The 25,548-nt window shown below is 54.4% G+C and carries 27 protein-coding genes and 1 tRNA gene; 8 read left to right on the forward strand and 20 right to left on the reverse strand.

Going from position 1 to position 25,548, the window contains the following annotated elements; all coding sequences use genetic code 11:
* Positions 1–143: 143 nt before the first annotated feature.
* Entirely contained in the window at positions 144–518 is a 375-nt protein-coding gene (locus QMP16_RS17650; protein ID WP_282153461.1) for a hypothetical protein, read from the reverse strand.
* 92 nt (positions 519–610) lie between these two features.
* Between QMP16_RS17650 and QMP16_RS17655 the strand changes: the two genes are divergently transcribed.
* A complete protein-coding gene (locus QMP16_RS17655) occupies positions 611–1,369 on the forward strand; it encodes an alpha/beta fold hydrolase (RefSeq protein WP_282153462.1) in 759 nt (252 codons plus the stop codon).
* Here the strand turns inward: QMP16_RS17655 and QMP16_RS17660 are convergent, their stop codons facing one another.
* From QMP16_RS17660 to QMP16_RS17685, 6 genes are all read right to left on the reverse strand, one after another.
* Positions 1,370–1,558, reverse strand: a complete 189-nt coding sequence (locus tag QMP16_RS17660; RefSeq protein ID WP_058272333.1) for a hypothetical protein — start codon at positions 1,556–1,558, stop codon at positions 1,370–1,372.
* Between the two features lie 100 nt (positions 1,559–1,658).
* Positions 1,659–2,030: a rhodanese-like domain-containing protein gene (locus QMP16_RS17665; RefSeq protein ID WP_282153463.1), complete on the reverse strand. Its 372-nt coding sequence runs from the start codon at positions 2,028–2,030 to the stop codon at positions 1,659–1,661.
* Between the two features lie 72 nt (positions 2,031–2,102).
* Positions 2,103–3,455 carry an HlyD family type I secretion periplasmic adaptor subunit gene (locus tag QMP16_RS17670; protein WP_108862401.1) on the reverse strand — a complete coding sequence of 451 codons (1,353 nt, stop codon included), beginning with the start codon at positions 3,453–3,455 and terminating at the stop codon, positions 2,103–2,105.
* On the reverse strand, positions 3,452–5,530 hold the full coding sequence (locus QMP16_RS17675) for a type I secretion system permease/ATPase (protein ID WP_432653414.1): 2,079 nt from the start codon (positions 5,528–5,530) through the stop codon (positions 3,452–3,454). Before QMP16_RS17675 ends, QMP16_RS17670 begins: the two co-directional genes overlap by 4 nt.
* A 251-nt stretch (positions 5,531–5,781) precedes the next feature.
* Positions 5,782–7,719, reverse strand: coding sequence for a type I secretion protein (locus QMP16_RS17680; protein ID WP_282153465.1), 1,938 nt, complete (start codon positions 7,717–7,719; stop codon positions 5,782–5,784).
* A 128-nt stretch (positions 7,720–7,847) separates the two neighbouring features.
* Positions 7,848–10,271 carry a hypothetical protein gene (locus tag QMP16_RS17685; protein ID WP_282153466.1) on the reverse strand — a complete coding sequence of 808 codons (2,424 nt, stop codon included), beginning with the start codon at positions 10,269–10,271 and terminating at the stop codon, positions 7,848–7,850.
* A 605-nt stretch (positions 10,272–10,876) separates the two neighbouring features.
* On the opposite strand from QMP16_RS17685, the gene QMP16_RS17690 reads away from it, so the two are divergent.
* Both QMP16_RS17690 and QMP16_RS17695 read left to right on the forward strand, forming a co-directional pair.
* Complete coding sequence (locus tag QMP16_RS17690) at positions 10,877–11,626, forward strand: helix-turn-helix transcriptional regulator (RefSeq protein WP_282153467.1); 750 nt, start codon at positions 10,877–10,879, stop codon at positions 11,624–11,626.
* Positions 11,619–12,116, forward strand: a complete 498-nt coding sequence (locus tag QMP16_RS17695; protein ID WP_282153468.1) for a hypothetical protein — start codon at positions 11,619–11,621, stop codon at positions 12,114–12,116. Before QMP16_RS17690 ends, QMP16_RS17695 begins: the two co-directional genes overlap by 8 nt.
* 8 nt (positions 12,117–12,124) lie before the next feature.
* On the opposite strand, the gene QMP16_RS17700 is transcribed toward QMP16_RS17695, so the two are convergent.
* The 8 genes from QMP16_RS17700 to QMP16_RS17735 form a co-directional block, all read right to left on the reverse strand.
* Positions 12,125–12,210 (reverse strand) — tRNA-Leu (locus QMP16_RS17700).
* 1,225 nt (positions 12,211–13,435) lie between these two features.
* Entirely contained in the window at positions 13,436–14,314 is an 879-nt protein-coding gene (locus tag QMP16_RS17705) for a CopD family protein (RefSeq protein ID WP_282153469.1), read from the reverse strand.
* Positions 14,311–14,655 (reverse strand): copper resistance CopC family protein, encoded by a 345-nt coding sequence (locus QMP16_RS17710; protein ID WP_282153470.1) that lies wholly within the window; start codon positions 14,653–14,655, stop codon positions 14,311–14,313. The genes QMP16_RS17705 and QMP16_RS17710 overlap by 4 nt, the downstream gene beginning before the upstream one ends.
* Positions 14,656–14,667: 12 nt before the next feature.
* Positions 14,668–15,063, reverse strand: a complete 396-nt coding sequence (locus QMP16_RS17715; RefSeq protein WP_282153471.1) for a c-type cytochrome — start codon at positions 15,061–15,063, stop codon at positions 14,668–14,670.
* A gap of 68 nt (positions 15,064–15,131) precedes the next feature.
* Positions 15,132–15,599, reverse strand: coding sequence for a DUF411 domain-containing protein (locus QMP16_RS17720; protein ID WP_282153472.1), 468 nt, complete (start codon positions 15,597–15,599; stop codon positions 15,132–15,134).
* Positions 15,600–15,657: 58 nt separating this feature from the next.
* The gene (locus QMP16_RS17725; RefSeq protein ID WP_170657915.1) at positions 15,658–15,993 is read right to left on the reverse strand and encodes a hypothetical protein; all 336 of its coding nucleotides are present in this window, start codon (positions 15,991–15,993) and stop codon (positions 15,658–15,660) included.
* A 209-nt stretch (positions 15,994–16,202) separates the two neighbouring features.
* A complete protein-coding gene (locus QMP16_RS17730) occupies positions 16,203–16,742 on the reverse strand; it encodes a luciferase family protein (RefSeq protein WP_282153473.1) in 540 nt (179 codons plus the stop codon).
* A 66-nt stretch (positions 16,743–16,808) separates the two neighbouring features.
* A complete protein-coding gene (locus tag QMP16_RS17735; protein ID WP_282153474.1) occupies positions 16,809–17,399 on the reverse strand; it encodes a YceI family protein in 591 nt (196 codons plus the stop codon).
* Positions 17,400–17,523: 124 nt separating this feature from the next.
* Here QMP16_RS17735 and QMP16_RS17740 point away from each other — a divergent pair, with 124 nt between their 5' ends.
* Complete coding sequence (locus tag QMP16_RS17740) at positions 17,524–18,105, forward strand: TetR/AcrR family transcriptional regulator (RefSeq protein WP_170657913.1); 582 nt, start codon at positions 17,524–17,526, stop codon at positions 18,103–18,105.
* A gap of 462 nt (positions 18,106–18,567) precedes the next feature.
* Here QMP16_RS17740 and QMP16_RS17745 read toward each other — a convergent pair whose 3' ends face one another.
* Complete coding sequence (locus QMP16_RS17745; RefSeq protein ID WP_282153475.1) at positions 18,568–19,266, reverse strand: hypothetical protein; 699 nt, start codon at positions 19,264–19,266, stop codon at positions 18,568–18,570.
* Between the two features lie 234 nt (positions 19,267–19,500).
* Between QMP16_RS17745 and QMP16_RS17750 the strand changes: the two genes are divergently transcribed.
* Together QMP16_RS17750 and QMP16_RS17755 are read left to right on the forward strand one after the other, a co-directional pair.
* The gene (locus QMP16_RS17750; protein WP_282153476.1) at positions 19,501–20,382 is read left to right on the forward strand and encodes a cation diffusion facilitator family transporter; all 882 of its coding nucleotides are present in this window, start codon (positions 19,501–19,503) and stop codon (positions 20,380–20,382) included.
* A 158-nt stretch (positions 20,383–20,540) separates the two neighbouring features.
* Positions 20,541–21,404, forward strand: a complete 864-nt coding sequence (locus tag QMP16_RS17755) for a hypothetical protein (protein WP_174840302.1) — start codon at positions 20,541–20,543, stop codon at positions 21,402–21,404.
* Positions 21,405–21,476: 72 nt separating this feature from the next.
* Here QMP16_RS17755 and QMP16_RS17760 read toward each other — a convergent pair whose 3' ends face one another.
* From QMP16_RS17760 to QMP16_RS17770, 3 genes are all read right to left on the reverse strand, one after another.
* The gene (locus tag QMP16_RS17760; protein WP_282153477.1) at positions 21,477–22,124 is read right to left on the reverse strand and encodes a response regulator transcription factor; all 648 of its coding nucleotides are present in this window, start codon (positions 22,122–22,124) and stop codon (positions 21,477–21,479) included.
* Positions 22,121–23,353 carry a sensor histidine kinase gene (locus QMP16_RS17765; protein WP_282153478.1) on the reverse strand — a complete coding sequence of 411 codons (1,233 nt, stop codon included), beginning with the start codon at positions 23,351–23,353 and terminating at the stop codon, positions 22,121–22,123. The genes QMP16_RS17760 and QMP16_RS17765 overlap by 4 nt, the downstream gene beginning before the upstream one ends.
* 274 nt (positions 23,354–23,627) lie before the next feature.
* Positions 23,628–24,026 (reverse strand): MerR family transcriptional regulator, encoded by a 399-nt coding sequence (locus tag QMP16_RS17770; protein ID WP_282153479.1) that lies wholly within the window; start codon positions 24,024–24,026, stop codon positions 23,628–23,630.
* A gap of 99 nt (positions 24,027–24,125) precedes the next feature.
* Here QMP16_RS17770 and QMP16_RS17775 point away from each other — a divergent pair, with 99 nt between their 5' ends.
* The gene (locus tag QMP16_RS17775) at positions 24,126–24,449 is read left to right on the forward strand and encodes a hypothetical protein (RefSeq protein ID WP_170657909.1); all 324 of its coding nucleotides are present in this window, start codon (positions 24,126–24,128) and stop codon (positions 24,447–24,449) included.
* Between the two features lie 4 nt (positions 24,450–24,453).
* A complete protein-coding gene (locus tag QMP16_RS17780; protein WP_260023730.1) occupies positions 24,454–24,672 on the forward strand; it encodes a GDCCVxC domain-containing (seleno)protein in 219 nt (72 codons plus the stop codon).
* Between the two features lie 227 nt (positions 24,673–24,899).
* On the opposite strand, the gene QMP16_RS17785 is transcribed toward QMP16_RS17780, so the two are convergent.
* Entirely contained in the window at positions 24,900–25,544 is a 645-nt protein-coding gene (locus QMP16_RS17785) for a hypothetical protein (RefSeq protein WP_282153480.1), read from the reverse strand.
* Positions 25,545–25,548: the final 4 nt, after the last annotated feature.

The following is a 25,548-nucleotide window of genomic DNA, read 5'->3' on the forward strand; positions in this document are numbered from 1 at the left end:
ATGGCGCAGTTGAAGCCAAAGTCAAAGCCGAGGTTGCAGAGCTTTGCGCTAAATTCCCGATCTATCCAAACCTGTAATCCACAAAGGGATCACAAATCAGAACGGCGTCCAATGGGCGCCGTTTTTTTTGTTTGGGAATGCAGTCAGATGTAACCGCGCCAGCGCAGGACAATGACTGCCAAAGCCGCCAGCGCCAGAAATCCCAAAGCAACCGCCCCAAGAAAGTTCAGGAACCAACCCCAGCGGCGATCGGCCAGGTTTATGCCGCTCAGATGTGTCTGAACTTCTTCCGATGCCTTGGCCAGTTTCGGAGTGTCCAGCGCCAACCGCAGTTTAGGGTGCGAGGCCATCTGCTCGGCACCGGCCAGCATCATGGCCTGCTTGTATATGCGGCGCGGCAATCGGCGCCTGGCCTTGCGGACCGAAGCTGTCAGCGTCTGATCCTTTACACCCAGCTTTTCATGCAGCAATTGCACCGTCTGCGCGATCTGGCTTTGGATATCTGTGGTTTGCGACATGAAGTGGCCTCCTGCCAGCGCAATCTAGCCTCAGCCCGCAGGGGCGACAATGGGGGCTGGTTGTTTCAAACGCACGCAGGTATCAAACCAGAATGCTGAACACGATCATTCACGGTGAACCAACCTCGAGCCCTCCTCTGTTGATTGCGCATGGGCTGTATGGATCAGCCCGAAACTGGGGGGTTATTGCGCGCCGACTGTGTGACGAAAGGCAAGTCGTTGCAGTCGATATGCGCAACCATGCCTACAGCGAATGGACCGACCAGCATGGTTATCCCGATCTGGCCGAAGATCTGGCCGAGGTGATCCTGCAACTTGGCGGCAAAGCGGATGTTGTCGGGCATTCGATGGGCGGTAAGGCTGCGATGATGCTGGCGCTGAGCCACGGAGAATTGGTGCGCAAGCTGGTTGTGGCTGACATCGCGCCCGTTACTTATACGCACAGCCAAATCCAATTCATCGAAGCCATGCGCGCCGTGGATTTTTCAACGATCGAAAGACGCTCGGACGCCGAGGGACAGTTGGCGGCGCAAGGCGTCGAAAAAGCACTGCAGAGCTTTTTCACGCAATCTCTGGACGTCAAGGGGAAGCTATGGCTTCTGAACCTCGACACGCTGGCGGCCGAGATGCCCAAAATCATGGGCTTTCCGGAAACTGATGCATCCTGGGACGGCCCGGCGCTGTTTTTGTCCGGCGGCGATTCCGATTACGTCCTGCCCGAACATCGCAGCACCATCCGCGCGCATTTTCCCGCCGCACGATTTGCGAAAATCCCCGGCGCAGGCCATTGGCTGCACGCCGAGAAACCTCGTGAGTTTGAAGCCGCCGTCAGGACGTTCCTGAACGCCTGATCAAGCTGCGTTCTGGTACAGTTTCTTCGCCACCAACCAGGACACCGGCAAGGCAGCAACACAACCAGCCGCAGCTGCTGAAACGATTGCAACCGTAGACACCAAACCTGCGGACAGGACGGCAATAACGCCCGACCCGGCCAGAGCGGTTGCGATCAAAGTATACAGGATAGAGGCAAGGCGTAGCATCGTCAGTTGTCCTTTTGTCAGAAGCCCGATTATCGCTTTAGACAACTGGTATGCTATACGCCTTGATCTGCGTCAGATTTCAACGGACAGAGGTCAGAAATCAGGTCACTTCGCCGCCACCGTTGACCCAGTCCGGCAACCCACCGATGTTGTAAACCTTTTCATACCCCATATCTTTCAACAGCTTGCCCGCCAGTGCCGCACGACCACCAGCCGCGCAATACAGCACGATTGCGCGGTCCTTGCGCAGCTCGGAGTCATGAGATTTCAGTGCATCGTCCGCGCGGAATTCCAGCATACCGCGTGGGATATGATGCGCGCTTTGCGCACGGCCGGTTTGCTGCAGCTCGACTGCGTCGCGCACGTCCAGCAGCAAGGCACCCTGCCCGATCAAGTCCTTTGCTGTGTTTGTATCAATCCGTTCGACGGCAGCGTTTGCTGCCTCCATCATCTGGCCTACGGTTAATGGCATAAAGCGTCCCTTCTGGTGAATCTCACCAGAGGCTAACACGGTAAACCGGGAAAGAGCAGGTCTATAGAGTGATCAGTGCTCGCGGAAGGCGCGCGACATACTGTCTGTCACAGGCTTTGCAATATAGGCCGCAAAGGTGCGTTCCTCGGTCTGGATCATGATCTCGGCGGGCATTCCGGGTGTGGGAACAAACCCACGCACGCGGTCCATCTCATCGGGTTCCAGCGAGATGCGCGCCAGATAAACCTCTTGCGGAATTCCTCCAGAATCTTCAACTAGCGCGTCCGCCGAGACATAGTAGACCTCGCCGCTCAGCACAGGAGTGGTACGCTGGTTAAGCCCGACCAGTCGAACCGTTGCTTGCTGCCCCATCACGACGCTGTCGATTTCCGTTCGGGGGATCTGCGCCTCGATAATCAGGGGCGCATCCGAAGGCAAGATTTCCGCGATTGGTTCACCAGTTTCGATAACACCGCCAGCCGTATGATAGTGCAATCGCACTACGGTTCCCGTGACCGGAGCGCGCACAACCGCACGGTCCAGAACGCTTCGGGCCTGCCGGGATTTTTCGCGTACGCTTTCCAGATCAGCTGCAATCACGCTCAATTCATCCAACGCAGCCTCGCGATAGGCCGATCGGGTGCGGGAAATCTGTTCTTCGTACTTCAGAAGCATCTGGTTGATTTCAGCCGTTTCAGCCGTCAACCGCGCCAGTTGGCCCTCGGCCTCGGCCTGCACGCGGCGGATCGTGTTGATGTCGCCCTTACGCACCAGCCCTTTTTTGAACAGTACTTGTTTGGTTTCGAACTCTTCCTGCAAAATTTCCGAACGCCGAACCATACTTTCCAACTGCGCCTCAAACCCGCTTGAGCGAATTTTCAGCGCTTCCATGTTGCGTTCCAGCAAAGCGATGTCGTTCAGCAGCGTCTTTCGGGATACATCAAAGCTGATCTTTTGCCCGTCAAGAATCGCCATCACCTCGACATCGTTCGACGCTTCAATCAGTTCCGGCGAGAACTCAAGCCGATCACGCTCGTTGTTTTCAGCCGACAACCGTTGGGACATGGCTTGCAAGCGGATTTTGCGGATGAACAGTTCGCGTTCATTTGACTCGGCCGAGGTCTGGTCCAGGGTCATAAGAACCTGTCCCTTGATAACGGATTGACCTTCGATGACTTTGATATCTTCAATGATCCCACCTTCGAGGTGCTGAACAATCTTATTTCGGCCTGTGGCAACAAAGCTGCCCTGCGCGATTACCGCCGCGGCCAATGGCGCACTAAAGGACCAGACGCCAAACCCGCCAAAGCAGACAACCAGCAAGATCAAGCCGACAGTAACAAAGCGGTGGATCGACCGCGGCACCTCGGCATACCAAACTGCTGGATCCTTCGGGTCATTGTTTACGGGTACAATTTCGTTCATGTTGGCCCCCCCTGCTGCGACTGAATGCCTGGTTTGTTTCCACGTGAGGCGTTCAACTGTTGCAGCACCTGTTCACGGTGACCAAACAGCGCCACACGACCATCTGTCAGCAGCATGATTTTGTCGACAACGCTCAACAGCGTCGGTTTCTGAGTGATCACCACGACGGTAATCTTGCTTTCCTTGGCTTGTTCAATCGCCCGCGACAGCGCCTGATCACCGGCAACGTCCAGGTTCGAGTTTGGCTCGTCCAGAACCACCATGCGCGGATTGCCAAAGAAAGCGCGTGCCAGTGCTATCCGCTGTTTTTGCCCGCCCGACAGCGGAGATCCATCAGCGGAAACGACAGTTTCATATCCCTGCGGCAAAGTGGCGATCATGTTGTGGACATCAGCCAGAACAGCGGCGTCGTGGATTTGTTCATCTGTCGCATCGATACGCATCCGGCCGATATTGTCCTTGATCGTACCGGGAAACAGCTGAACATCCTGCGGCAAATAACCGATGCTCTCACCAAACTGACGTGGGTCCCAATTGCGGATATCCATCAGATCCAGACGAACACTGCCGGATGTCGGCAAGATCGAACCAACCAGCGTTTTGCCCAACGTGGTTTTTCCCGCCCCGGAATTGCCGATAACGGCAAGTGTTTCACCGGGATTAAGCGAAAAACTGATGCCGTTCAGGACAACACGTTTGGTGCCGCCCGGAACATAAAGAAGGCGCTCCACATCCATGCGCCCCTCGGGACGCGGCAGGCGCAACTTTTCAAATTGCAGGGCCGAATTGGACAAAAGGTTCTTGATGCGCCCAAAAGCGGCGCGCGTCAGCAGGAATGCATTCCAGCCTTCAATCGACCCTTCGATAGGTGCAAATGCGCGCCCGGCGATAATCGAAGCGGCGATGACCATACCGCCAGTGATCTCGCCCTGCAGCGCCAGATAAGCGCCCCAGCCCAGAATGGCAATTTGTGTCAGCAGGCGTATCGCACGCGAGATGGCCGCGAAGATCACGTTCCTGTCCTGCGCCCGTACTTGCCATGTCAGAGATTGTGCCGTGTCGCGACCCCAGATGCGTACCGCCTCGGGGATCATCGCCAAAGCGTTGATGATCTGGCTGTTACGCGCCATCGAGTCGAGGTGCAGGTTCGCCATTGATTGGGATCTGTTCGCCTCGGCAAATGGCTTGGCAGTCATTTTCTGGTTTATCACTGCGATAATCATCAGCAGCATCGCGGTTACGATAACGATTGATCCCAGCTGCGGATGCACCAGAAAAATCATCAGGATGAACAGCGGTGCGAAAGGGACGTCAAGGAATGAAATCAACGTCCCCGACACCAAAAAACCGCGCACTTGCTGAAGATCGCCCAGCGTCTGGTATTCCCGGCCGTTGCCGTGCAGCGACGCATGTGCTGCCGCACTTAGAACGGGCGCGCCCAATCGCGCGGCAACCTCGACCGCTGTACGCATCAGAATAAAACGGCGCACCGCGTCAAAAGCCGCCTGAAAGATCACAGCCCCCGCAACAATGGCGGTCAACATGATCAGTGTATCCAAAGACCGGCTGGTCAGCACCCGGTCACTGATTTGAAACAGGTAGATCGGGATCGCAAGGATCAGGATGTTGGTTGCGCAGGTCAGAACCAGGACAAATGCCAGATTGCGCCAGATCGCCTTTAGCGAGGTGCGCAGAGTATTTTGGAAATCCTCTGGCGGCGTGCGTTTGTGGAATGTCTGGGGTGGCCCGTTGCCGTCACCTCCGCCCGTTTGTCGGAGTTGCATCGGCTCGTTCGCCTTAGCCTCGATAGTGGCACCTAAGTGTTCACCGCCCTTCGAGCGCGTTTGGGGGGTCACCCGCGCAGTCGTTTCTGTGGCGGTGTTAGGATCGGGGCTTTGGGCTTCTTCGGCCACCCCAGCGTCGCGGCCCTGGGCATTCTGATCTTGAGCGGGCTGCGACTGTTCGCGCCGGGGTGAAGCCGCGGCACGAGTTGCTGGTTCCGACCTGGTTTTGGTCGCCTGCTTTTTGGGCTTCACAGCTTTTGCGGCAACCGCATCGTCCTTGTTCGCAGTCATCTTGGGACTGTCCTCTGGATCTGGTACACGCATTTCTTTGTTCAAACGCAAACTTGGCGTCTGAGCTGCTTTTGGTAGGGATTCATCGCTGCCATGCGGCTGCGTGGGCGTGCCAACGCCCTCAATTTCAAGCGGGCTGGCATCAGAAGAACGACGCGACGAAAATACAATCGACATTTTAAAACTTTCGGAACACTCGTAACAAATACAGTCATTACGCTAACACGAATTGACCAAATCAGGTAGAAATTTCACGCCAGCATCGTTTGCATTGCATCATCGGTGCTAGCATTTTCAGAAGGTGTAAGGTTCGATTGTGCCTGTGCGATAGCGTTTTCGCCAATCCCAGCCGTCTCTTCCATTATTATGGCAATGACTTCATTGGCCAACTCCGAAGCGTCTGGCACTTCGGGGATGTCAATCAGTGCTGCCTGATGCAACAGCAGGTCCGAATATTCGCCGCCCGCTGCCATAATGGTTGAGTCGACACCAGTCTTGGTGATGTCGGCTGCATTCAACAGGGCGTTTCCAGCACCGTTGACCGCGGCATCAACAGCTGCTGCTGCTTCAAGCGAAATATCGTCCTGATCCTGCAACAATGTGACCTGTTCGACCGAATTGACCTGCAAAAGATCGCCGTCGATCTTCAGTACGCGAAGCAACTCCATGCCGGCATAGTCCGGATTGGATGTCAAAGCGTCCTCAAAGGCCTCGCGATCAATCTGCTGCAACGGCATAGCCTCGGCATGGGCCATGTCCAGTTCTTCCACCGTGTCCTCGCCGGTCGTCGTCAGATTGGCCTGGTTCATAACCAGATTGTTATCACCCTCTTCCGGCTTGCCCTCGCCGTAGACGTCATCATCCAACAGCGCGATGGTCTGGTGCAGCATATCGACCGAAATCATGTTTCCACCGATCATGATCAGATCGTAGAAGTTACCCAACTGAACGATATTGGTGACGTTGCTCAAAACGTTGTCACCCAATGTGAACAGGCTGGTCGAAGCTGTGATTTCCGTATTGATCTTGTCGATATCTGTGGCGTCGATCACCTGCTTGATGAAGTTCGTGACCCACAAATCGCCTTGTATCCAGGTGACCGAGACAATCGGCTCCGCACCTGGCTCGGCTTCATTGTCGTCCTGCCACCATTCTTCGCTGGCTTCGGTCCCGATAAATGACGCCTGAACCACATTGGTGTCGCTTTGCACGCCGGGTTCACCCTGGTCGATGTCAGACACCACCGCCACCTGGCTGACCACAGTCAAGCTAACTGATTTTCCGCCCACCGCGATGACCGGCGCGTCAACCCAGGCCACAGTGATGTTAACCTCGTTAATCGCAAGGTTTCCGCCTGCGATAACCGTATGGCCCTCGCCGAACTCATCATCATCCGAGCGGTCCCATTCGTCCGGCGTCATGTCCGGCGTATCGTCTTCTTCCTCGTCTTCTGTCTGGTGATGCGCGGGCAGAAGATCGTCCCAATCCGGAATTTCTTCGACCACTTCGCCATTCACAATAACGCCCAGTGCGTCCTCGCCGTGGAACTGGTGAATGGTCACGCCTTCGATTTGCGATATCATCGGCGACTGCATCTGTTCAGCCAGACTTTCGAGGTATTCCAGCGACTTATAGTCTTCAATGTTCAGAGATGGCGTTGCAATTGCGTGCATCGACAACGCGACATCCAGCATCTGCTCGCCTTGCGCAATCTGGATTTCGATATCGCGAAAATCGCCATGACCGATGACATCGTTGTCGTTCAGGACAATCGCCTGGAACGTGTAGGTTACGGCCGAACCGATAATGAGTGGTGGGACTTGTGGATCTAGAATCAATACTGCCGTCTGCGCCGTCCCCAACTGAACATCCGGAATATAGGGATCGGGATCGAAGCTGGGACCGACATATATCTCTGACAATTCAAGCGGCCCATCGGGCACGGGCGGCAACGGAAGATCGGCAGGAGGAGGCAGAAGTTTATATGGGAGTGGATCATATTCTCCTGGTGGGAGATCTAATTCAGTAGCGATCCGTATGGATATCGGATCGTCAAGTTCATCCAGTTCGACTTTGCGCCGAAGCGCCGTGAATTCTTCGTACTGATCTCTCAGCCGGGCCTGTTCAATCGTAAGCTCAAAGGTTCCAATAAAATGCGCTATCGTTTCTGTAATACTGTCGAGAGACATATCGGTTTCCTTTTCCCCGCCCCGGCCTAAAATTTCCGCTTTGGGTTTGTTGTGCCGAGGCCACTTGTCGCGGCCTCGGCGGTTTCGTCAGAAGGTCGGGGCCCGATAATTCGGGCCCTGACTGCGACTTATACGTCCGTGTCGTCGCTGTTGTGGGTCGCGGTCATCGAACCGCCAACCATGGTCGTATCGACCGAGTTGCCAAGAACGTTGGCACCCATGACGATCGACTGGTTGAACGCCGATGTGTCGACCACAGCAGCTGCCGAAGCATAGGACTCGCCGGTAACGATTCCATCACCGCCGTTGCCTGAACCCCACGATCCAGCATTGCCGCCGGCTCCGCCAGCACCCGAATAGGCGCCCGACGCATCGCCACCGTCGACGTTTGCACCGTTGGTGTCACCGAGCGTCGCCATACCAGAAGCGTCACCAGAGGTTCCGCCGTATCCGGCACCAGCACCGCCGCCGCCGCCAACGCCCGACGTTGCTGTGCCAGTGGCACTGCCCGCTGCGGTCGAGGTTGCGTCGTTGTCCGACATAGCGTCGCCGCCATAACCAGCGATGGCCTCTGCCATGCTGTCTGCCGAACCGTCGGTTTCCGCCGTCGAGAAGACTTCGGACAATCCGCCGTCACCCGCGGTATTGGTCGCGTCAGCAGAACCCTCACCGGTCCCTGTGGATGCAGCATCTTGCTGAACGGCTCCGCCGCCACCGCCGACGCCGTCAGCCATCGCGGTCCCGGTTCCGGTACCCGTCGCTGAACCATCAACGTCATTGGTTCCGCCAGCACCCCCATTGACTTGGGCATCCTGGTTGTTGTCGGCTTCGCCGGTCACGTCACCCGGAGCTTGAGTGACCGCTGGACCCGTAGCGTCCTGATCACCTACACCCTGAGCATCGGCAGCCGCGTCAGCGGTACCACCGTTGCCAGATGCACCATTGCCGTCACCGCCGGGGCCGTTGCCGCTGTCGGCATTGCCACCGTCACCGTCGCCACCGTCACCACCTGCACCTGCAGCACCCATGCCGTCACCGCCAGGGCCGTTGCCGCTGTCAGCGTTTCCGCCGTCACCGTCACCACCACCAGCACCTTCGCCGCGAGCACCGTCGCCGTCACCGCCGTCACCGCCAGTACGGTTGCCGCCGTCGCCACCAGTGCCGTCGCCACCAGTACCGTCGCCGCCGTCACCGCCCGGGCCGTTGCCAGCATCTGCGTTGCCGCTGTCGCCGTTACCGCCATCGCCGTTACCGCCGTCGCCGCCGGCGCCGTCACCACCAGGGCCGTTACCGCCATCTGCGTTACCGCTGTCGCCGTCGCCGCCATCGCCGTCACCACCGGTGCCGTCTGCATCCGCGCCAGCCAGACCTGCTGCAAGACCAAGTCCGATGTTGCCACCAGATGTCGCGTCATTGGCTTCGGTGTCACTGTCGCTCTCGTTTGCAGCGAGACCAAGGTTTCCAGCGAGTCCGCCACCGCCGTTTGCATCGTCGGATTCAGAATCGTTTTCAGTATCGACGTCTACGTCGTTGTCGGCGTCTGAGTCGTTATCGCCGCCGGCCGATTCACCGTCATTGCTGGCTTCCGACGAGCCAAAGCCCAGACCAAGACCGATGGAACCGGCGTTTCCGCCTTCACCACCGTCGCTGTCGACGTCCGAGTCTGCACTGCCGTCATTTTCAGCATCCGATTCGCTGTCAGCGTCACCGCCGTCACCGGCACTGCTGCTGCCATTTGATTCAGCGTTAGAATGCCCAACGCCCAGACCGAAGTTGGTCGCTTCGCCGGAATCTCCGCCGTCTCCGCCTTCGCCGTCACCATTAGCGTCACCGGATGTTCCTCCAGCAGCATCAGCCCAGCCACCTTCTGTGTCACCTCTGGCATCGCCGCCAGTTGTATTGCCACCTTCTCCGGAATTGCCGCCGTCTGCACGCGAACCAATACCTTCAGCAGCATTTGCGGTTCCGCCATAGGCGTCACCCTTCTGCTCGAAGGTGCCGTCATTGGAAACTTCGGCACTTTCCAGAACGTCGTTGTCTTCCAGTGTAGCAACTTGATTGTTGATTGCTGCCATAGCGGTCGTTGTACCGCTCATGTCAACATCCAGGTTCATGTCATCGCCGGGATCATAGTCAATGTCGCCACCAGCAGTGATCACGTCACCTACGCTCGCATCGTCGCCCAGATCCAGATCGACCTGATCGTCATCGCGCGGAATCCACTCGCCGCCACCAAAGTCGATGTGAACTGCGTTGGAATTGTCGTTGCTGTCATCACCACCATTATAGTTCTGCTGGTTCTGATCTTGGTCCTGATCCTGGTCTTGATCCTGGTCCTGATCCTGATCTTGGTCCTGATCCTGCTTTTGCTTCTGATCCTGATCCTGATCGTTATCTACGCTGTTGTCGTTGGTTTGCTCTTGCTCATTCAGATTTGCGTCAATCTGAGCTTCTTCGACTGTAATATCGGCATCGATATCAACATGGGCCTCTTCGACCTCAACTTCACCGATTGCAGTAATGTCGTTGTACGGTTGGTTGCGTCTACTCATAATAGTTCTCCACTTAAGAAGCGCGCTGACCGTCACTCATCTCTAAAACGGTTACTGGCGCAGTTGAATAATAAGGGCCGCACTCATGCGCAAAACGCGCGTGTGCGGTTTCGTTCAGTGAATTTTACCCACCCTCCTTTCTCGGCTTAGCCGACACCGTGTCTGCGGAAGTAGCTCGCGGTAATGCGCGATTCGCGGACACATCAGGAATTAAGGCTTCAGAATAGAAGCGAGATCATGGTTACAGGCGAAGCGCGTCGTGAATAGCTACCTTAAAGGACTAGAACGCCCAAAGCTTTGATTTCATTGCTGTAATGCTTGTGTGATCGAATAGCAGTCGCAGCATCGGCCATTCGCGCGGGTCAAAACTCACAGTTTGGGAAACCCATTGTTTTCCTCCACTTACGCGAGGGGAAGTACTGCCGACCTAAACGAAAGCATTAGAACTGAATTTTCGGAACGGCGCACATCATTGATAAAACTTGTACTTTCAGCTATAGTCGCGCCTCAATAGCGTAAGTTACTTTAATTCTGTTCTACGAGTACTGGTTACAATTTCGCCGTTATTTTTCGCGGCGTGGGTTAATTAAAAAGGGGGCGTGGCAATGGGCATTCCGATTCAGGAAGATGCTGTTCAAAACGATTTCAATCCCGAAGAATTCTCGATCAATTTCGTCGGCAAAGAACTCTTCTATTCAGATCAAACAATCCATGGTGTCCAATCCGAATTTGGCGTGATCACGCGTCGGATCGAAACAATTGACGCGCTGTCTGCGCCAAGCTGCTCGGACGTTGGGGCCGGAAAGGTGGTCGTCGTCGACCAGATGATGCTGGACGACCTGTTGAACCGACCGCAGGCCTATATGGAAATCGCGGGATCAGGCAGCTTGGCCTTTGCTTACCGCAAGGAAGAAGCTGCCCGGCTTGCATTCGAAAAGTGGGATCGCAGCAAATTCGGCGACATCGGATACCTGCCGATGAACGTCGCGCCGGATGTATGGCGATCTATTTTGCGCCTGCTGTTGCATGAAGAGCTGTACCTGCCGTGTTTCCTTGCGGATTGCGTGGCGCATTCACCCACGCCGTCGAGTGGTGCGCCGGTAGCGACATCAAAGCCCAGCAACCTCCACCCGACATACTCCAAGCTGACACGCCGGGAAAAGCAGGTACTGAAACTGGTGTCGAAAGGTCAAAGCAACAAGATCATCGCATCGAACCTGGGCATCACCGAACACACCGTTAAACTGCATATGCACAATGTGGCGGGCAAGATCGGTGTCAGCAACCGGACTGCAGCCGCGCAATTCTATTTCGAGGTTGCGCCGGACGAAGCGCGAGAGCTGCCCGTTGACTGACGATTTCGAAGCCCGGTTTGACCGCCTGATCCTGCTGGTCGGCAAGTTGAACTACATGTGGACCAACACGGAAAGCCTGTTGATTCACCTGATCGCCGGGTTGACCCGCACCAACAAGGATATCTCGGTCATCATCTTTCTGACGCTGAACACGACCCGCGCCAGAATTGATCTGGTCGAGCGGCTGGCTAAGATGGATGGCCGCCCGCCAGACATACGTGACTCTATCCTTAAGCACACGCAGCGTCTCAGCAAGCTTTCGGGAATTCGGAACAGATACAACCATTGCATCTATTCCTTCGACCCCGACAGCGGCAACCCGAAGACAATCCTGATGCGCATTGCGGACCGGAAGACTGATATCAAATTGGGCCGCCAGGATACGGTTGACAAGGGTGCGATGAAAGAAATCGAAAAGGTGGTCGACCAACTTTCAGTGGCGAACCGGGAAATGTGGAAACTGATCAACGATCTTGGGTTTCCAGCTTAACAATGCGCTGGTGCGGGCGGTGGGACTCGAACCCACACGGGCATACGCCCTTCAGATTTTAAGTCTGATATGTCTACCATTCCATCACGCCCGCTCAGCGTGCCAAGCCTCTGTTGGGCCTCAGGAACTCAGTAAGGCCAACAGATCACGAATTCAATGCGTTTCACTTGAGAAACTTCGGTGTCAAAACGTCCGGGTATCCCCTTCATTGCCCATGCTCTTCCATCGCCGCGATGCACCAATTACTTTCTCTTGGGTTGCATGACTCTTGCTTATTCTAGCTTTCACATCCGTCTTCAGGTCGATCCGCTTCAGCTTGCGTTCATAATCTGCATCACCCGTTTTTGGTGACCTTTGACCATCGGGCCCGGATCACCTGGGTCACCGTCGAATTTCTTTCCTGGGCGATGAGCAACAATGCTCTCCAAGCTTCGGTATACGGAGCACCGTCCAGCTCCTTCTCACCTGACAACGCGATGGCTACCTTGAACGGATTTTCGGATTTAAGAGGCGATCAAATTGCGCGTGGATGCTGAACTGTCACGCCGAGGATCAATGAGGCAGCAGTTCTAGATGCTCAAGAATAGATGCCTTGGGGCACAAAGACCGCTTTCGTGAAGTTTGCGTGCATGTCTCAATGCACAGCGAACTACTGCGTTCCTGACTATTTTTTAGGATTTGTTTGGCATCGGGCCTTTGAGGAAGGTTTACTGCACTGTAAAACTTTTCGTCAGCCACAATTAGTTGCATCGTATAACGAAAAAACCACTAACATCCAACAGCCATCGAAAGGTGGTCTGAAAATATCTAAATGTGTTTAAATTATTAAATTGTATTTGTATTTTCGAAGATAGTGGTGCCCCCACACGGAATCAAAATGCAACAAAATCAATATCTTATTAGTCCATTGATCGCCTCATACGTCATCCATACGTCTTTTCACCCGAAAGGTAGAACCCTCCTTTTCACATGACGTATGGAATTTTTGCTCCTAGAAAACACTGGTTTCTACGTGAACATTCTCCTCCAATTTTTCTCTGCGGAACCAGAGTATGACATAAGTTCAGTCATTCCTAGAAAATATCAATCTGAGTTAAAACCTAGACCGTTGGTCAGCAATTCACATGGAATGCTGTGGCAAGAATTTAATCAAACTGATCCAACACGGCATCAATGTAACTTGGATACAAGGAGTCAGCTAAGAGCCCTGACCTGCCGTTACCATTCGCCTGAGATGCTGCGAACGCATTCGGCAGGTCGCAGCCCTAAACGGACATTCACAACAAGACTTTGCAGCTCCTGCTTCGGACCAAAAGGCGTCAGAGATTGATGGGAGGTGTCGTCACACTGGTTAGGGTCGCCGTTGCAAGCAGGATCAGGACAACAGCCAACATCTCTATTGAAATCGACCGCTGGAGAGCAATTTCCGCGCCACGCTTCTCAGCCCTGAGAGCCGGAACAAATCTCAGTTTGTTCAGCGCCGCCAGGCCAATAAGGGCAGAAACGATCACGACCTTGGCCAAAAGTCCCAATCCATACGCCGTTCCGAACAAGGCGACCACAGAGCCCGAAAGCAGCCATGCGAGTGCCGCGCCTACTACAATCAGGACGGAAACTCCGTAAGCAGCGACATTGCCAAAGTGGTGCAGTAGATCGGCCCCAGTTGGAGTGAGCGCCGCTTTGCGCAAAGGCAGGAGAGCACCGACCCAAAACGCGGCAGCCAGTAAATGCAGAACCACCAAGATTGCGAGTGCCGCCCTGGGCTGTCCGAGCGAGTGTCCAACCTGGGCAAAGGAAATCGCAACGGCAAGGCTGCCCGCCAAAGCGATCCACTGCCCGACGCGCGGGAGCAGAATTGCCAATATCGCGAGTTCACCCAATCCTCGCCAAATCGCGGCGGTGCCAAGCGGACTGTCCCAAACAAAGCCAAGCATCATTGGGTCCGTCGCGCCCTCAAATCCCATCCCAGATATCCGCGCTGCTCTGATGCCGAAACGTGAAGCAAGTACGGCCAAACCGACAATCGCAGCTCCAACCGCGAGGTGACGTGCAAGGCGTAGAACAGACTCTTCAGCGACCTTGGCAAAGAGGACCGTGAACAGGACGCCACCCATCGCCAGCAGCGCCGCGCCGTAGCCAAGTGCCTTCGCCAAAATGGCCAAGACGATAACACCGTCAATGTGTGCCAGACCGATCACTCAGCGACCGTGAAAGAGAAGCTGCCCTGCATCGGGTGACCGTCTGAAGCCATACCTCGCCAGTCGAAGCGGTAGCTTCCGGGTGCAAGCTCATCCAAAGGCATAGCCCGGAATTCCGTGGTGGGGTCCATGCCCGTTTGGCGTTCAATTTCGACGTCGCCATCGTGTGAGGTCAACGTGACCGAGATGATACGCATCGGATCATCGAACCGCATGGTAAGCTCCGGCACATCCGTGACAGACGCGCCGTCAGCCGGTGTCGTTACTTCCGACTTTGAATGTGCGGCCGCAAGCATTGGAGCCATTGCTAGCACCAAGCCGATAAGAGTTTGTTTGATCATCTGAGTTTTCCTCTATTCGGATTGGGCATTCAGCTCGTCGTGGTACTCACGAAGGTCATTGGGCCAGGTTGACTTGATAAAAGATAGGACCGCTATGATTTCGTCATCGCTCAACACACCTTCATAGACCGGCATACCGGTTGGGGGCGCATTTTCCATCAGTCCGGCCAGGCCAAATTTAGTCAGGGTGAAAAGCGTTTCATCATCGTGGTGCCACGTATGCCCTGTGGCGTCATGCGGCGGTGCTGGTAGCAAACCATCCTCGCCGCGTATCCGCCAGTTTGGCTGTCCTTCAAGGCGCGCTCCGTGGCAGGCAGCACATTGGTCCGCGTATATATCTTGGCCAATGGCGACAACTTCCGCGTCATCAGGAGTTAAAAGACCGACCGCTTCGGGGGGCTGGGCCACAACGAAAGCTACGGCGAAACCGGCGAGCGCAAGCCCACCGGTAACCAAGAGTGTTGTGCGCCCTAGCATCAGGTGTCGAACGGCTGCGCGGTGCCCGCACGGTAGTATACTGTACCGGCCCCAGCCTCTCCCCCAAATGCAATGACGTCGTAACGGACGGACGGATCATCGCCCATACCAGGGGAGCCCATTGGCATGCCAGGAACGGCAAGCCCTGTAATGTCAGGCTGATCCTTCAACACGGCTTCCAGTGCTTCAAACGGCACATGGCCTTCAAAGACATAACCATCGGCTTCAACGGTGTGACAGGATGCGAGGTTCAGCGGGATACCCCGCGCTGACTTCTGTGCCTCGGGGTCGGTCAGTTCCTCAATGGTTACGGCGTAGCCACGTGCGCGAGCCAAGTCGGCCCATGCGTGACAACATCCGCAACCTGGTGAGCTTAGCACATGCATTGGGGTGCCTGCTCGGACGGGAAGAGCGGTCGCGATGAGAGCAGTTGCAGACAGTGTGGTGAAGTGACGACGTGTGATCATGTCTGTCGGTCCTTTGATGTGAAATTTGAACGGATTGCGGGCGGGCGCCCGTTGCCGCTCAGGCTTTCGGAGGACCGGTAGGGACGCCCATTGCGAGGCCCGAAAAATCGGAATCAGCTTGCGTCACACCACACTCTGAGATCGCCAATGGAGCAATCGGCGAAATCCCCGCCGTGGCGACAAGATCACCAAAACAGGATGCTGAACTCATGCCGCTGGTGGTGTCGCAACAATCCGCAACAGCTTTCTCGGCATTAGCCAACGGATCGTCGCCTGCCATTTGAGCATGATGACCAGAGTGATCCGATCCATGAGTCAAGCCATGCTTCACGGACGCTGCGGATGCGCCAGAGAATGCAACAACAAGAAGTATCGACAGGACCAAGCGAAACATACCAAATACCTACTGGGGGTATGAGGTTTTGACAAGTTTCGAGGATGTGTCGCCATTTACATCCTAGCTGCACTTATTGTGGGTGCGCCACATCTCTGGATCATGTCCGTCCGGAACAGTGGAACATGGATCATCTGTATATCCGCGCAAGGCTGAATACTGGCTGACCTGCGCATTAGTCAGCAACGGAAAGGTCAGCAGGTGGGCATTTAGCCCAAGGTTTTGCCGGTGATGAAGGTGTACGAACTTTCCACCAGATCAATGACGACATCCAGCTCTTCTGGTGTAGTCGGAGTATAGATCATGACAAAGCCACTCCATCCGGGACGTTGATTGGCCCAAGGGTGAGCTACGGCCCAGCCAGCCTCAATCGCCCGTCGCGCCATTGCCGGATGCAGCGAAGCATGCAAGCTGCCATCAGGATGCATATGCGCAAATTCAAACCCACCGACGATAGAGCTCGGTTGAGACAACAACATGTCGGGATCAAGCTGAAAGCCAATCGCGCCAGGAAGTGATATGCGTGTCGGGCCAAGCGTGACCCCTGGGAATTGCGCAACACGCTCCAGCAATAGCTTGGCCAAATCGGCATCAATTTCGACACCGATCTGAATATGCGGTACGCCGCTTGTCGTTTCGGGACGGGGCGAGGTGCGCTCCGGCAAGGAGCGCTCTTGTGCGAATGCCAACGGGCACGTCAACGCCACCGCTATCGCAGCAACCGCCAGTAGTCTAAGGAACACATTCATTTTTGTTGCCAGCCCGTCAAAAGTTAAGAATGAGCGCTCACCGCAGTATCAGCGCCCTTGCACACATTACTCAGCCTTTAATGCTTCGATATTGATCAAGAGCTCTATTTCGTCGCTCACCGCTGGCGCAAATGCCCCAAGTCCGAATTCAGACCGCACGATAGTCGCCGTGGCAGCCAGCCCCAAAGTCGGCGTGCCCTCTTTTTGGCCAAACGGATATGGCGCTGACTTGTTGAGCGTTGTTTCCAGAACAACAGGTTTGGTGACGCCATTCATGGTCAGGTCGCCAGAAATATTTGCGGTATTGTCCCCGGTCACTTCAATGCTGGTTGAGGCGAATGTGACCACATCACCGTCACTCGCGCTGAAAAAGTCATCGGACATGAAGTGTTGCAGACGGGCATCCCAGCCCGTGATCATGGATTTTACAGGCATAGACACCGTGACAGATGACGCAGACGGATCATCTTCGCTGAACTCTATCTCGCCGCTAAAACCTGAGAACATTCCAAACGTTTCTGAGAACCCGATGTGGTCGTAGCTGAACAATACCTGGCTGTGCCCAGGATCCAGCTCGTAAGTGCCACTCTCGGACAATGCGGTTGTCGCGCCCATCGATAAGAGTACCGCCAGCGGGGTTGCTGCCACTTTGAACATTGATACGCTCCCATTTTGACAAGACGTGTTTGTGGAATTGAGTTTTGGGATTTAGGTTTTGGCCGACCATACTTTTAGGACAAAATGTTCTACTATGCAACAAATTGTTCTATAGGAGGAGTGATTGAAAGAAGATCCTAGGCTGATCGCCACACGACAGACTGCGCTTGATGCTGCGCAAAAGATACTGATGGATGAAGGCGTGCTGCACGTAACTCATGGCGCAGTTTCAAAGGCAACGGGCATTTCGCGCAGTACACTTTACAGGCACTGGCCAGATGCGCGCAGTCTGCGTGATGCAGCATTCCGGCGCATCGCAACACCGCCAAACATACCGCCCAAAACCGATGGCCCGCTACGATCTGACCTGCGCTGGTTACTCGGTGTACTGATGGGAGCCTTGAATGACACACCGTGGGGCCAAATCGCGCCTCAGGTGGTCGCTGCTGCGTCCACCGACGAAGAAGCAAGGTTAGTGATAACGGAATTCATGAAAGACAGGTTCGCGAGTGTTGAAGCAGTATTTGCAGCCGCAGTAGGTCGCGGTGAGATCACCGCCGACATTCCGGTTGACCAGCTCATAGAACTAGCAGTCGCGGCACCTTATTTCCGCAAGCTCATACGCCACGAGGCACTGGACGAAGAGTGGTTGGACAAACATGTCGATCTGCTTTGCAGTATCGCGAAAACCAATTCGGGACAGTGACCATCGCCTGACTATGCAATCAAAGCGGCCAATAATCATAACAGTTTCCAAGATCGCAGTATGGCTACGTTCGCCGCTTGACATCAGCACGTCGCAGGGTCAATTCGATGCGCTCCTCAAAACGTTGACGACTGCACCCTGATTTGTCGCTGCCGCTAATTCACAATGCAACATGGACACCTTTGGGTTCAGTGTCGCCCACGGCAATGTCGACTTTCGGGAACCGGCCAACATTGCAATGTCCAGTATCCTCCTCGGATGCGCCTTTCGCTGACTTGCACATAAGTGACTTGAAGCAGCCCAAACTGAACCTTCTCACCCAAGCATTGCAATTTAGTAAACTCGCAACGAAGCGGCATTTAGACTGATTCCGTCCAAAGACCGCTTCCATAGCGCAATCTCTAGAACTGACTTGGCAATATCAGGTTCAATGCGGGCGACACGCGTACCAATGCTGCCCGATTAGTCAGTTGCGAAGCAGTAAAACAAACCTGCCCCGCCGGAACGTGGCAGATGTTCCTCACCGCAACCGCGCGAACCGTGCGATGAGTTCCAGGACAACATATTTCGGGCATCATTGAGACCTACACGGTCATGGTGTCCGACAATCGCAGACCCATCTTCACTATTCGAAGTCCAGTTGCTGCATGTCGTATCGCCACCTGCCGTTGAGAAAAGTCCGGCGGAATCGGAGCCCGTCAAAATGTCATGTTTGTTCGGCTGACTGCCACGCCCATTGACAGGGTTACCATTTTCGTCGAGCGCGGTCTGAAGGTTAATATTCACGTTGTCGCTGTGCAGGTCCTCAACATTGTTGGCGATGAGCTCTCCGTCGGCATTATGCCACGGACCCGATCCGATCCGGTCGCGTGCAGAAACGCCATTGGTGATTGTCATCGGGTCGGTGCTGCGATCAATGGACATTGAGGTGCTCAGATAGGCCGAGAAAGTCTTGGAAGAACCGGTCGCGGAAGCAAGCGCATTGCAATGAGCATCGGCGCCTTCGAGGCCGCCTAGATTTGCACCGTCCCCCTTGCCCACACTAGTGATGAAAAACGACATCTCCTCGCCTGCCGATTGCGCGTGTGCGGTCGCCGCGATACAGCAGATTACGAGTGCAACGACCCCATGGGCAGTTTTTCCGTTGGTGAACTTCGACATGTGTGTCTCCCTTTCTGCTGTGTGATCACTGATGCTAGCCGTATGTAACAATCGGGTCCATCCGAGTAACAAATGTATGACACTTTGGTGCCAGCGTTATTCACGACAGCCGGTCGTGCATGACCGACCCTGTGGCCTTATTCATTATTACCTTACTCCTGTCTTACGTGTTAAGTACGGTCGCTCACTTGTTCCCAGGATCATTTGTAACGATTGACTGAGGGTCGCGGCCAAATGACACAAAAAATCGCTCTTTGGTCCATTCCGATATCCATTGCGGTACTGGCCCTAAAACTGTTGGCTTGGTGGCTGACAGGCTCGGTGGTGCTATTGTCGGACGCGATGGAATCTACCGTAAATGTTGTTGCGGCACTGCTGGCGTATTTTGCGGTTCGGATTGCCAACATACCCCCTGACGAAAACCACCCCTTTGGTCACAAAAAAGCCGAGTATCTTTCCGCCGTCGCCGAGGGTGTAATGATTGTGCTGGCGGCGTTCTTGATCATCAGAGAAGCTGTGCTGGCACTCCCAAACCCGCATCTTGAGGATGCGCCGCTGCTTGGAGTCGCCATCAATATCATTGCAACGGGCGTGAATGGCGCATGGGCCTACCTATTGCTCAAAATCGGCAGGCGCGAGGGTTCGCCTGCATTGGAGGCAAGCTCCCGGCACATTTTCACGGATGTCATGACCTCAGTTGGTGTCATCGCAGGTCTGATACTTGCACTTGTCACCGGCTGGCTGATCCTTGATCCGATCCTGGCAATTCTTGTTGCACTGAACATCTTGTGGGAGGGCTGGAAAGTTATTCGGGCGTCCGTCGATGGCCTGATGGATGTGACACTTTCGAACCATGACTTGCAGACTGTTTCCAACGCAATCGAAGCAAATCTCGGCGCAGCCTTAGAGTACCACGACCTCAAAGGGCGCAGATCCGCAAATGTCATCTTCGTGGAGTTTCACCTTGTTGTGGACGGCACCATGCCAGTCAGTGCAGCGCACGATATATGCAATGACATCGAGGAAGAATTGGATCGTTTGTATCCGGGTTCGGTCTTTGTCATTCACCTCGAACCTGATGACGAGTTGAAGGGTGACGGGGTTAGTTCCCACTGAACTGGTCACATGGCTCAGCGAAACTCGCTTGGATTGACTGATCAGACTAAGACGTTCGGCTTGAAATTCGTCAGACCTAAGCCCGATGTGGGAAAGCCGATCCAGACGTAACCTGTCTTCAATGTCACGACGCGTGATGATCAGAATTGGAGGCGAAAATGAAAATTCAAAGAAAGCTGGGTCAACTTCTTAGTACAGCGGCGTTGGCTTCGTTGATTGCGGCGACGCCTTATGTGCCAGCGTTTGATGCCGATGGTCGCCTACATTTTGAACCGTCATATGCCTTTGCCAAGAGCGGCAAGGGGAAAGACGGGGATGGTCGCGACGATGATCGGGATGATGATCGTGACGACGACAGAGATGATGACCGCGACGACAACTCGGGGTCGGGTAATAGCGGCCGTGGTGGTGACCGGGACGATGATCGTGATGACGATAGAGACGATGATCGCGACGACGACCGAGATGATGATCGTGACGACAATTCAGGATCAGGCAAAAGTGGTCGCGACGACGATGATGACGATGACGATGACGATGACGATGATGACTCGAAACGCTCCAATAGAGGCAGCGGAAAGAAGGATCGGTCTCAAGCAGGGGGCAAGCCGTCGGGTTCGGCCGGGATAACAAAGGTCGAAACAAACGCTAACGGGATTGAAGTGCGTTACGCCGACGGAACCAAGGAGGAGATCGAAAACGGGCGGTATGAGAGAAAGAACGCTCAAAACCGAACTGTTGAGGAGCGCCCTGCGACCGGTGCGGACGTCTCAAGGCTTCGGTCTTTGGCGAATGGTATCTCAATCGACAGCGTGCGTTCTGCTGGGCAAGGCGGCACTACTGGAAGTCGGCCCACGAAAATCGAACGCCAAGGCAACAATATCGAAGTGAACTATGCCAATGGTTGGAAAGAGGAGATCGAGTTTGGGCGCTACGAGTTGAAAGACCCGTACAACCGGACTGTTGTTGAAAGAACCGCGACGGCCTCCGATCGCCGGAGGTTGCAGTCGGTTGCCAACTGAACAGCAACTAGTCGATAATCGTTGGCGGCTTCTCTTAACGAGAGGCCGTCATCGTCGTCAAAGAGACCGCAGCTAATCTCCATTGTTCCAAACATCATGTGCAATAAGCGCGGCTTCTACCCGATTTCGCGCATGAAGCTTGGACAGGATTGCCGTCATGTAGTGCTTCACGGTTTTTTCCTGGAGGTCTAACTCGTCAGCGATTTCACGATTACTCAATCCTTTGGCCACACGTCGAAGTATTTCTTCCTCACGATGCGTAAGGTCATCGAGAATGCCGCTGTTAACAGACATGCCGCTGTCAGCGTTGATTTGAAGCAATACCCGCGAAGCCAAGCCCGGAGAAACGAACCCTTCACCCGCAGCGATGGTGCGTAAGGAAGCGGTTAGTTCGCTCGCGGTTACTCCCTTCACAATGTACCCAATTGCGCCCGCCTCCAAGGCGTCCGCGACATCGCTGCTGTTCTCTGAGACCGTCAAGATTGCAATGCTGGGTGGATTTTCCATTGCCGCAATTTTACGTGTCGCGCTTATCCCGCCACCGGGCATAGAGAGGTCAAGAATGGCTATGTCCGGCTGATGCGTGCCGACCAGCGATACTGCCTCGTCAGCGTTGGACCCAGCGGCCAAAACTTCAAAACCATCAGCTTCATCTAACGTGCGTCGCAAACCATCCCTGAATATCGGGTGATCATCAGCTATTACGACAGATGTAGTCATGATGTGCCTAACTTTCTGGGAAAGAGTGTCATAGCAATGGTGGTGCCTTCGCCAGGTCTCGATGCGACTTCGAACCGGCCACCAATACTCTCGACCCGATCTCGCAAGCCCATAAGCCCCTGGCCACCATCGTCTCGCAACGCGGTTTCTTCTGACCTGTCAAATCCAGGTCCGTCGTCTTTGACCTTTACAACTATGCGGTCGTTCTGTGCCTCAGAGATAACCGTGCAGTTGGATGCTGGAGCATACCTCGCGGCATTGGAAAGCGTCTCCTGAAGGAACCGAAAAACGCACAGCTTGTCGGACAATGACAATACTGGAGCCTGGCCACCCAAGAATGAAATATCCGGTCGCAACGGGCTGTGTTCGGCGTGATCCTCTACGGCTCTCTTCACAACATCGACGAGTGAAAGGCTGTCGATATCTGGCGCGGACAGCCCTCGCGATATTGCACGAATTTCAGCCAGAGATTTTTGCAAAGACTGCTGAATTTCCTCTGCCTCTTTAGGTCTTTCGGACTCTTTGGAAAACGCCGCCTCCAGTCTAAGGGCGGCGAGCGACAGGTATTGCGCAGGACCGTCATGTAGCTCGGCACCAAGCTTCTTGAGAAATCGATCTGTTTGCGTGGCATGTCTTTCTGACGCCTCGACCACACGCGAGCGCAGACGGGCATTCTGCTCGGCCATCCTCTCACTTTCTGTCAGGCGCTGTTTGAGAAGAGCTCCCTGTCGTCGAATTGTTTTGTCACCGATTGCGACGATGGAATACAGAACAATAGTACTTGCCAGAAATGCGGAACCGACGACCAACCAACTTGTTCGCCTGGCCTTGGCCAAGTCTAACTCAAGCTGATCAGCTCTTTCGTAGAACTCCGCAACTGCGATGATTTCGCCGGACCAGAGTTCGCGGATGGGGCTGTAAACTTCAAGCAGTGGTATCCCCAATGCCGCCTCGGCGGCGCTCTCGGCATGATCAAGCTCTTCGAAAGAGCCGGATATGTCACCGTTCCACGCCCGCCTTAGATCATCCGTTGGGTTGAAACGGTTTCCAATGATGTCTGTATCCGAGGCATGCGCAATCACACCGCCTTGCTTCCAGAATTTGTAGGAAACGATACGGTCACGCATTGGCTGGGTCATGAAAATCTCGTCCAACGCCAGGCTCGCCTGGTCTGAAAGGCGGTCGCCATGTGCCAATTCCTGACTGAGCGGGGATACTACGCTTTCCATATATAGCGCGGCAGAGTTGGCGGAGTTTTGTACGACTGCGTTCTGGATTCGATTTGACACCCAAACCCCGACGATTGCGGTAGCAATACCCATCACTAAAATGCAGGCCGCAAGAAAGACTCGCGACAACGACCAATTGCCAATCGTCAGGTCAGTTACTTTCTCTCTCATCGTGAAATCGACTATGAACTACAATCTGTTATCGCACCACAGACCTTGGTCTGACGTGATCTGGCTAAATCTCAGATACTTTGATTCCGCCCAGCGGCCAGAGTCAGATATCATCCATCGCTCTCAGTCTTTGGAGCATCAGGCATTGAACGTTTCCGCTATCACAATTGGCCGTAAGCTCACTCAAGGCGTGCTCCAGGCGTCTGAGCTCATCAATCTTGTTTCGAACGGTGGCAATGTGTGCCTCGGCCAGCTCTTTCACTGACCGGCAGTCTTCGGCACTTCCTTCTGACAGCTCCAAAAGCGCCTTTGCGTCTGAGAGAGAAAACCCCAGGTCGCGGCATTTCTTCAAAAATCGAAGTCTTCCAACATCGCTCGCTGAATAGAGGCGACGATTATTCGGAGCTCGTGCGGGTCTTGGTACGATACCTTCGCGTTCATAGTAGCGGATGGTTTCTATGCCGACCCCGGATTGCCGGGAAGCCTCACCTATCGCAATCATGTGAAGTGCCTCCACTTGATCCTGTAGTTACTACAGGAGTTATACGTACTGAATGCCGGCGCCTCAACTCAATCAAATCGCCTACCCAGGGAGCGAAAGATGAAAAAATATGTGACCCTCAGCTACCTGGGATCGGTTTCCGCTCTGGGGGTTGCGACATGCTGTGTTCTTCCAATGGCCATGATGTTGCTCGGCTTGGGTGGCAGTTGGTTGGCGATGTTCGGAAAAATAGCGGCAGCAAGCTACTATGTTCTCGCCATCTCAACAGCGCTGATCGCGGTTTCGTGGTTCGTAGCGCATCGAAACGGGACACTGGCAAATCTGAAATGGTGGCTTGTCGGAAGCACGGCGATCACCGCGCTGGCATGGGTCATCGTGTTCAATGAGGCTCAAATCAACGATTATCTAATCATGCAGATGTGAGACAATGACAAAACAAACTGTGGTGCTGGATAGCACTTTGACCTGTCCTCGGTGTGGGCACGTTGAAATCGAGAAAATGCCAACTGACTCGTGCCAGTGGTTTTATGAATGCAAATCATGCAAGTCAGTTTTGAAGCCTTTAGAAGGCGACTGCTGTGTTTTTTGCTCTTACGCTACCGTTCCGTGCCCGCCAATTCAGTTAGGTGACTGCTGTTGTGGATAAGCGGGCCGCAACCGCGACATCCGAGAAAGATGTTGATTGTCCGTGTTGGCTCGTCCACCAAAGTTTGCAAAGTCTGGTTTCTGCGCATTTCTGTAATTGGGGCATCGCGCAGCATCGGTCAAAGTGGGCTCTGTGCCGCCGTACTCTGCGGTTTGCATGATTGGCTAGTCGCAGCCCATAGCAGTCTTTCGTTCTTGAGGTGAAATTAGGTGCAACTGCCAATCAACTCACCAAAGTTTCAGAAAAACGTCTCCGACCACGGCCTGCGTGATGTCCAGCGTTGGAATTGCCAGTACGAGGATTCCGGTGATGCCCAGAATTAGTGAAACGAAACGCGCCAAACGGAATGTGTGCATCTCGCCGGTCCACCATTCTCGCGAAAGGTAGCTGATGTAGTCGCCATGTGCGTTGAACATGGCATTTCGCATATCAGGTCTATAGCCTGATACCACCGGCTTCTTGCTCCTGAACTCGTCGCGCACTTTCCAAAACAAGGGCAGTCTGGGTTCCCAATGATCGGAATAAACGTGGGTTTCCATGTTCGCAAGCTCATGAACGCTGTAGCGTTCTCCCACCCTTGCGGCAAACTCTATGTCTCCTTTGGCAAGCTCCAAAACCTGTGGTCGAAAGACCTTAAAAATCAAATTGGAAATCAGCAGAAGCAGACTGCCAAAGAAGACCAGTCTCATTTTGACTATGCCAGATAAGAAAAACGGTGTTTCCGCACCCGGTTCAACGCCTGCAATTATCCGAAATGAAGCTATTTCCGCGATTTGGTCATTGAACAGGATCAGATACCCAATGATCGGCACCAAAGCGACGACACGCGTTAAGTCATTGTTGGCAACTCGTTCAACTGATTGCCATTGCATGGGC

Source organism: Ruegeria atlantica, from assembly GCF_947495585.1.
GTDB lineage: Bacteria > Pseudomonadota > Alphaproteobacteria > Rhodobacterales > Rhodobacteraceae > Ruegeria > Ruegeria atlantica_G.

Bases quoted from the DNA above. Each gene is read 5' to 3' on its own strand.
- QMP16_RS17725 (WP_170657915.1), bottom strand. From the start codon at position 15,993: ATGTTTCGCTTGGTCCTGTCGATACTTCTTGTTGTTGCATTCTCTGGC.
- QMP16_RS17655 (WP_282153462.1), top strand. From the start codon at position 611: ATGCTGAACACGATCATTCACGGTGAACCAACCTCGAGCCCTCCTCTG.
- QMP16_RS17730 (WP_282153473.1), bottom strand. From the start codon at position 16,742: ATGAATGTGTTCCTTAGACTACTGGCGGTTGCTGCGATAGCGGTGGCG.
- QMP16_RS17775 (WP_170657909.1), top strand. From the start codon at position 24,126: ATGAAAAAATATGTGACCCTCAGCTACCTGGGATCGGTTTCCGCTCTG.
- QMP16_RS17750 (WP_282153476.1), top strand. From the start codon at position 19,501: ATGACACAAAAAATCGCTCTTTGGTCCATTCCGATATCCATTGCGGTA.
- QMP16_RS17710 (WP_282153470.1), bottom strand. From the start codon at position 14,655: ATGATCAAACAAACTCTTATCGGCTTGGTGCTAGCAATGGCTCCAATG.
- QMP16_RS17720 (WP_282153472.1), bottom strand. From the start codon at position 15,599: ATGATCACACGTCGTCACTTCACCACACTGTCTGCAACTGCTCTCATC.
- QMP16_RS17670 (WP_108862401.1), bottom strand. From the start codon at position 3,455: ATGAACGAAATTGTACCCGTAAACAATGACCCGAAGGATCCAGCAGTT.
- QMP16_RS17660 (WP_058272333.1), bottom strand. From the start codon at position 1,558: ATGCTACGCCTTGCCTCTATCCTGTATACTTTGATCGCAACCGCTCTG.
- QMP16_RS17735 (WP_282153474.1), bottom strand. From the start codon at position 17,399: ATGTTCAAAGTGGCAGCAACCCCGCTGGCGGTACTCTTATCGATGGGC.
- QMP16_RS17770 (WP_282153479.1), bottom strand. From the start codon at position 24,026: ATGATTGCGATAGGTGAGGCTTCCCGGCAATCCGGGGTCGGCATAGAA.
- QMP16_RS17680 (WP_282153465.1), bottom strand. From the start codon at position 7,719: ATGTCTCTCGACAGTATTACAGAAACGATAGCGCATTTTATTGGAACC.
- QMP16_RS17780 (WP_260023730.1), top strand. From the start codon at position 24,454: ATGACAAAACAAACTGTGGTGCTGGATAGCACTTTGACCTGTCCTCGG.
- QMP16_RS17760 (WP_282153477.1), bottom strand. From the start codon at position 22,124: ATGACTACATCTGTCGTAATAGCTGATGATCACCCGATATTCAGGGAT.
- QMP16_RS17745 (WP_282153475.1), bottom strand. From the start codon at position 19,266: ATGTCGAAGTTCACCAACGGAAAAACTGCCCATGGGGTCGTTGCACTC.
- QMP16_RS17685 (WP_282153466.1), bottom strand. From the start codon at position 10,271: ATGAGTAGACGCAACCAACCGTACAACGACATTACTGCAATCGGTGAA.
- QMP16_RS17785 (WP_282153480.1), bottom strand. From the start codon at position 25,544: ATGCAATGGCAATCAGTTGAACGAGTTGCCAACAATGACTTAACGCGT.
- QMP16_RS17755 (WP_174840302.1), top strand. From the start codon at position 20,541: ATGAAAATTCAAAGAAAGCTGGGTCAACTTCTTAGTACAGCGGCGTTG.
- QMP16_RS17650 (WP_282153461.1), bottom strand. From the start codon at position 518: ATGTCGCAAACCACAGATATCCAAAGCCAGATCGCGCAGACGGTGCAA.
- QMP16_RS17690 (WP_282153467.1), top strand. From the start codon at position 10,877: ATGGGCATTCCGATTCAGGAAGATGCTGTTCAAAACGATTTCAATCCC.
- QMP16_RS17765 (WP_282153478.1), bottom strand. From the start codon at position 23,353: ATGGAAAGCGTAGTATCCCCGCTCAGTCAGGAATTGGCACATGGCGAC.
- QMP16_RS17665 (WP_282153463.1), bottom strand. From the start codon at position 2,030: ATGCCATTAACCGTAGGCCAGATGATGGAGGCAGCAAACGCTGCCGTC.
- QMP16_RS17675 (WP_432653414.1), bottom strand. From the start codon at position 5,530: ATGACTGCGAACAAGGACGATGCGGTTGCCGCAAAAGCTGTGAAGCCC.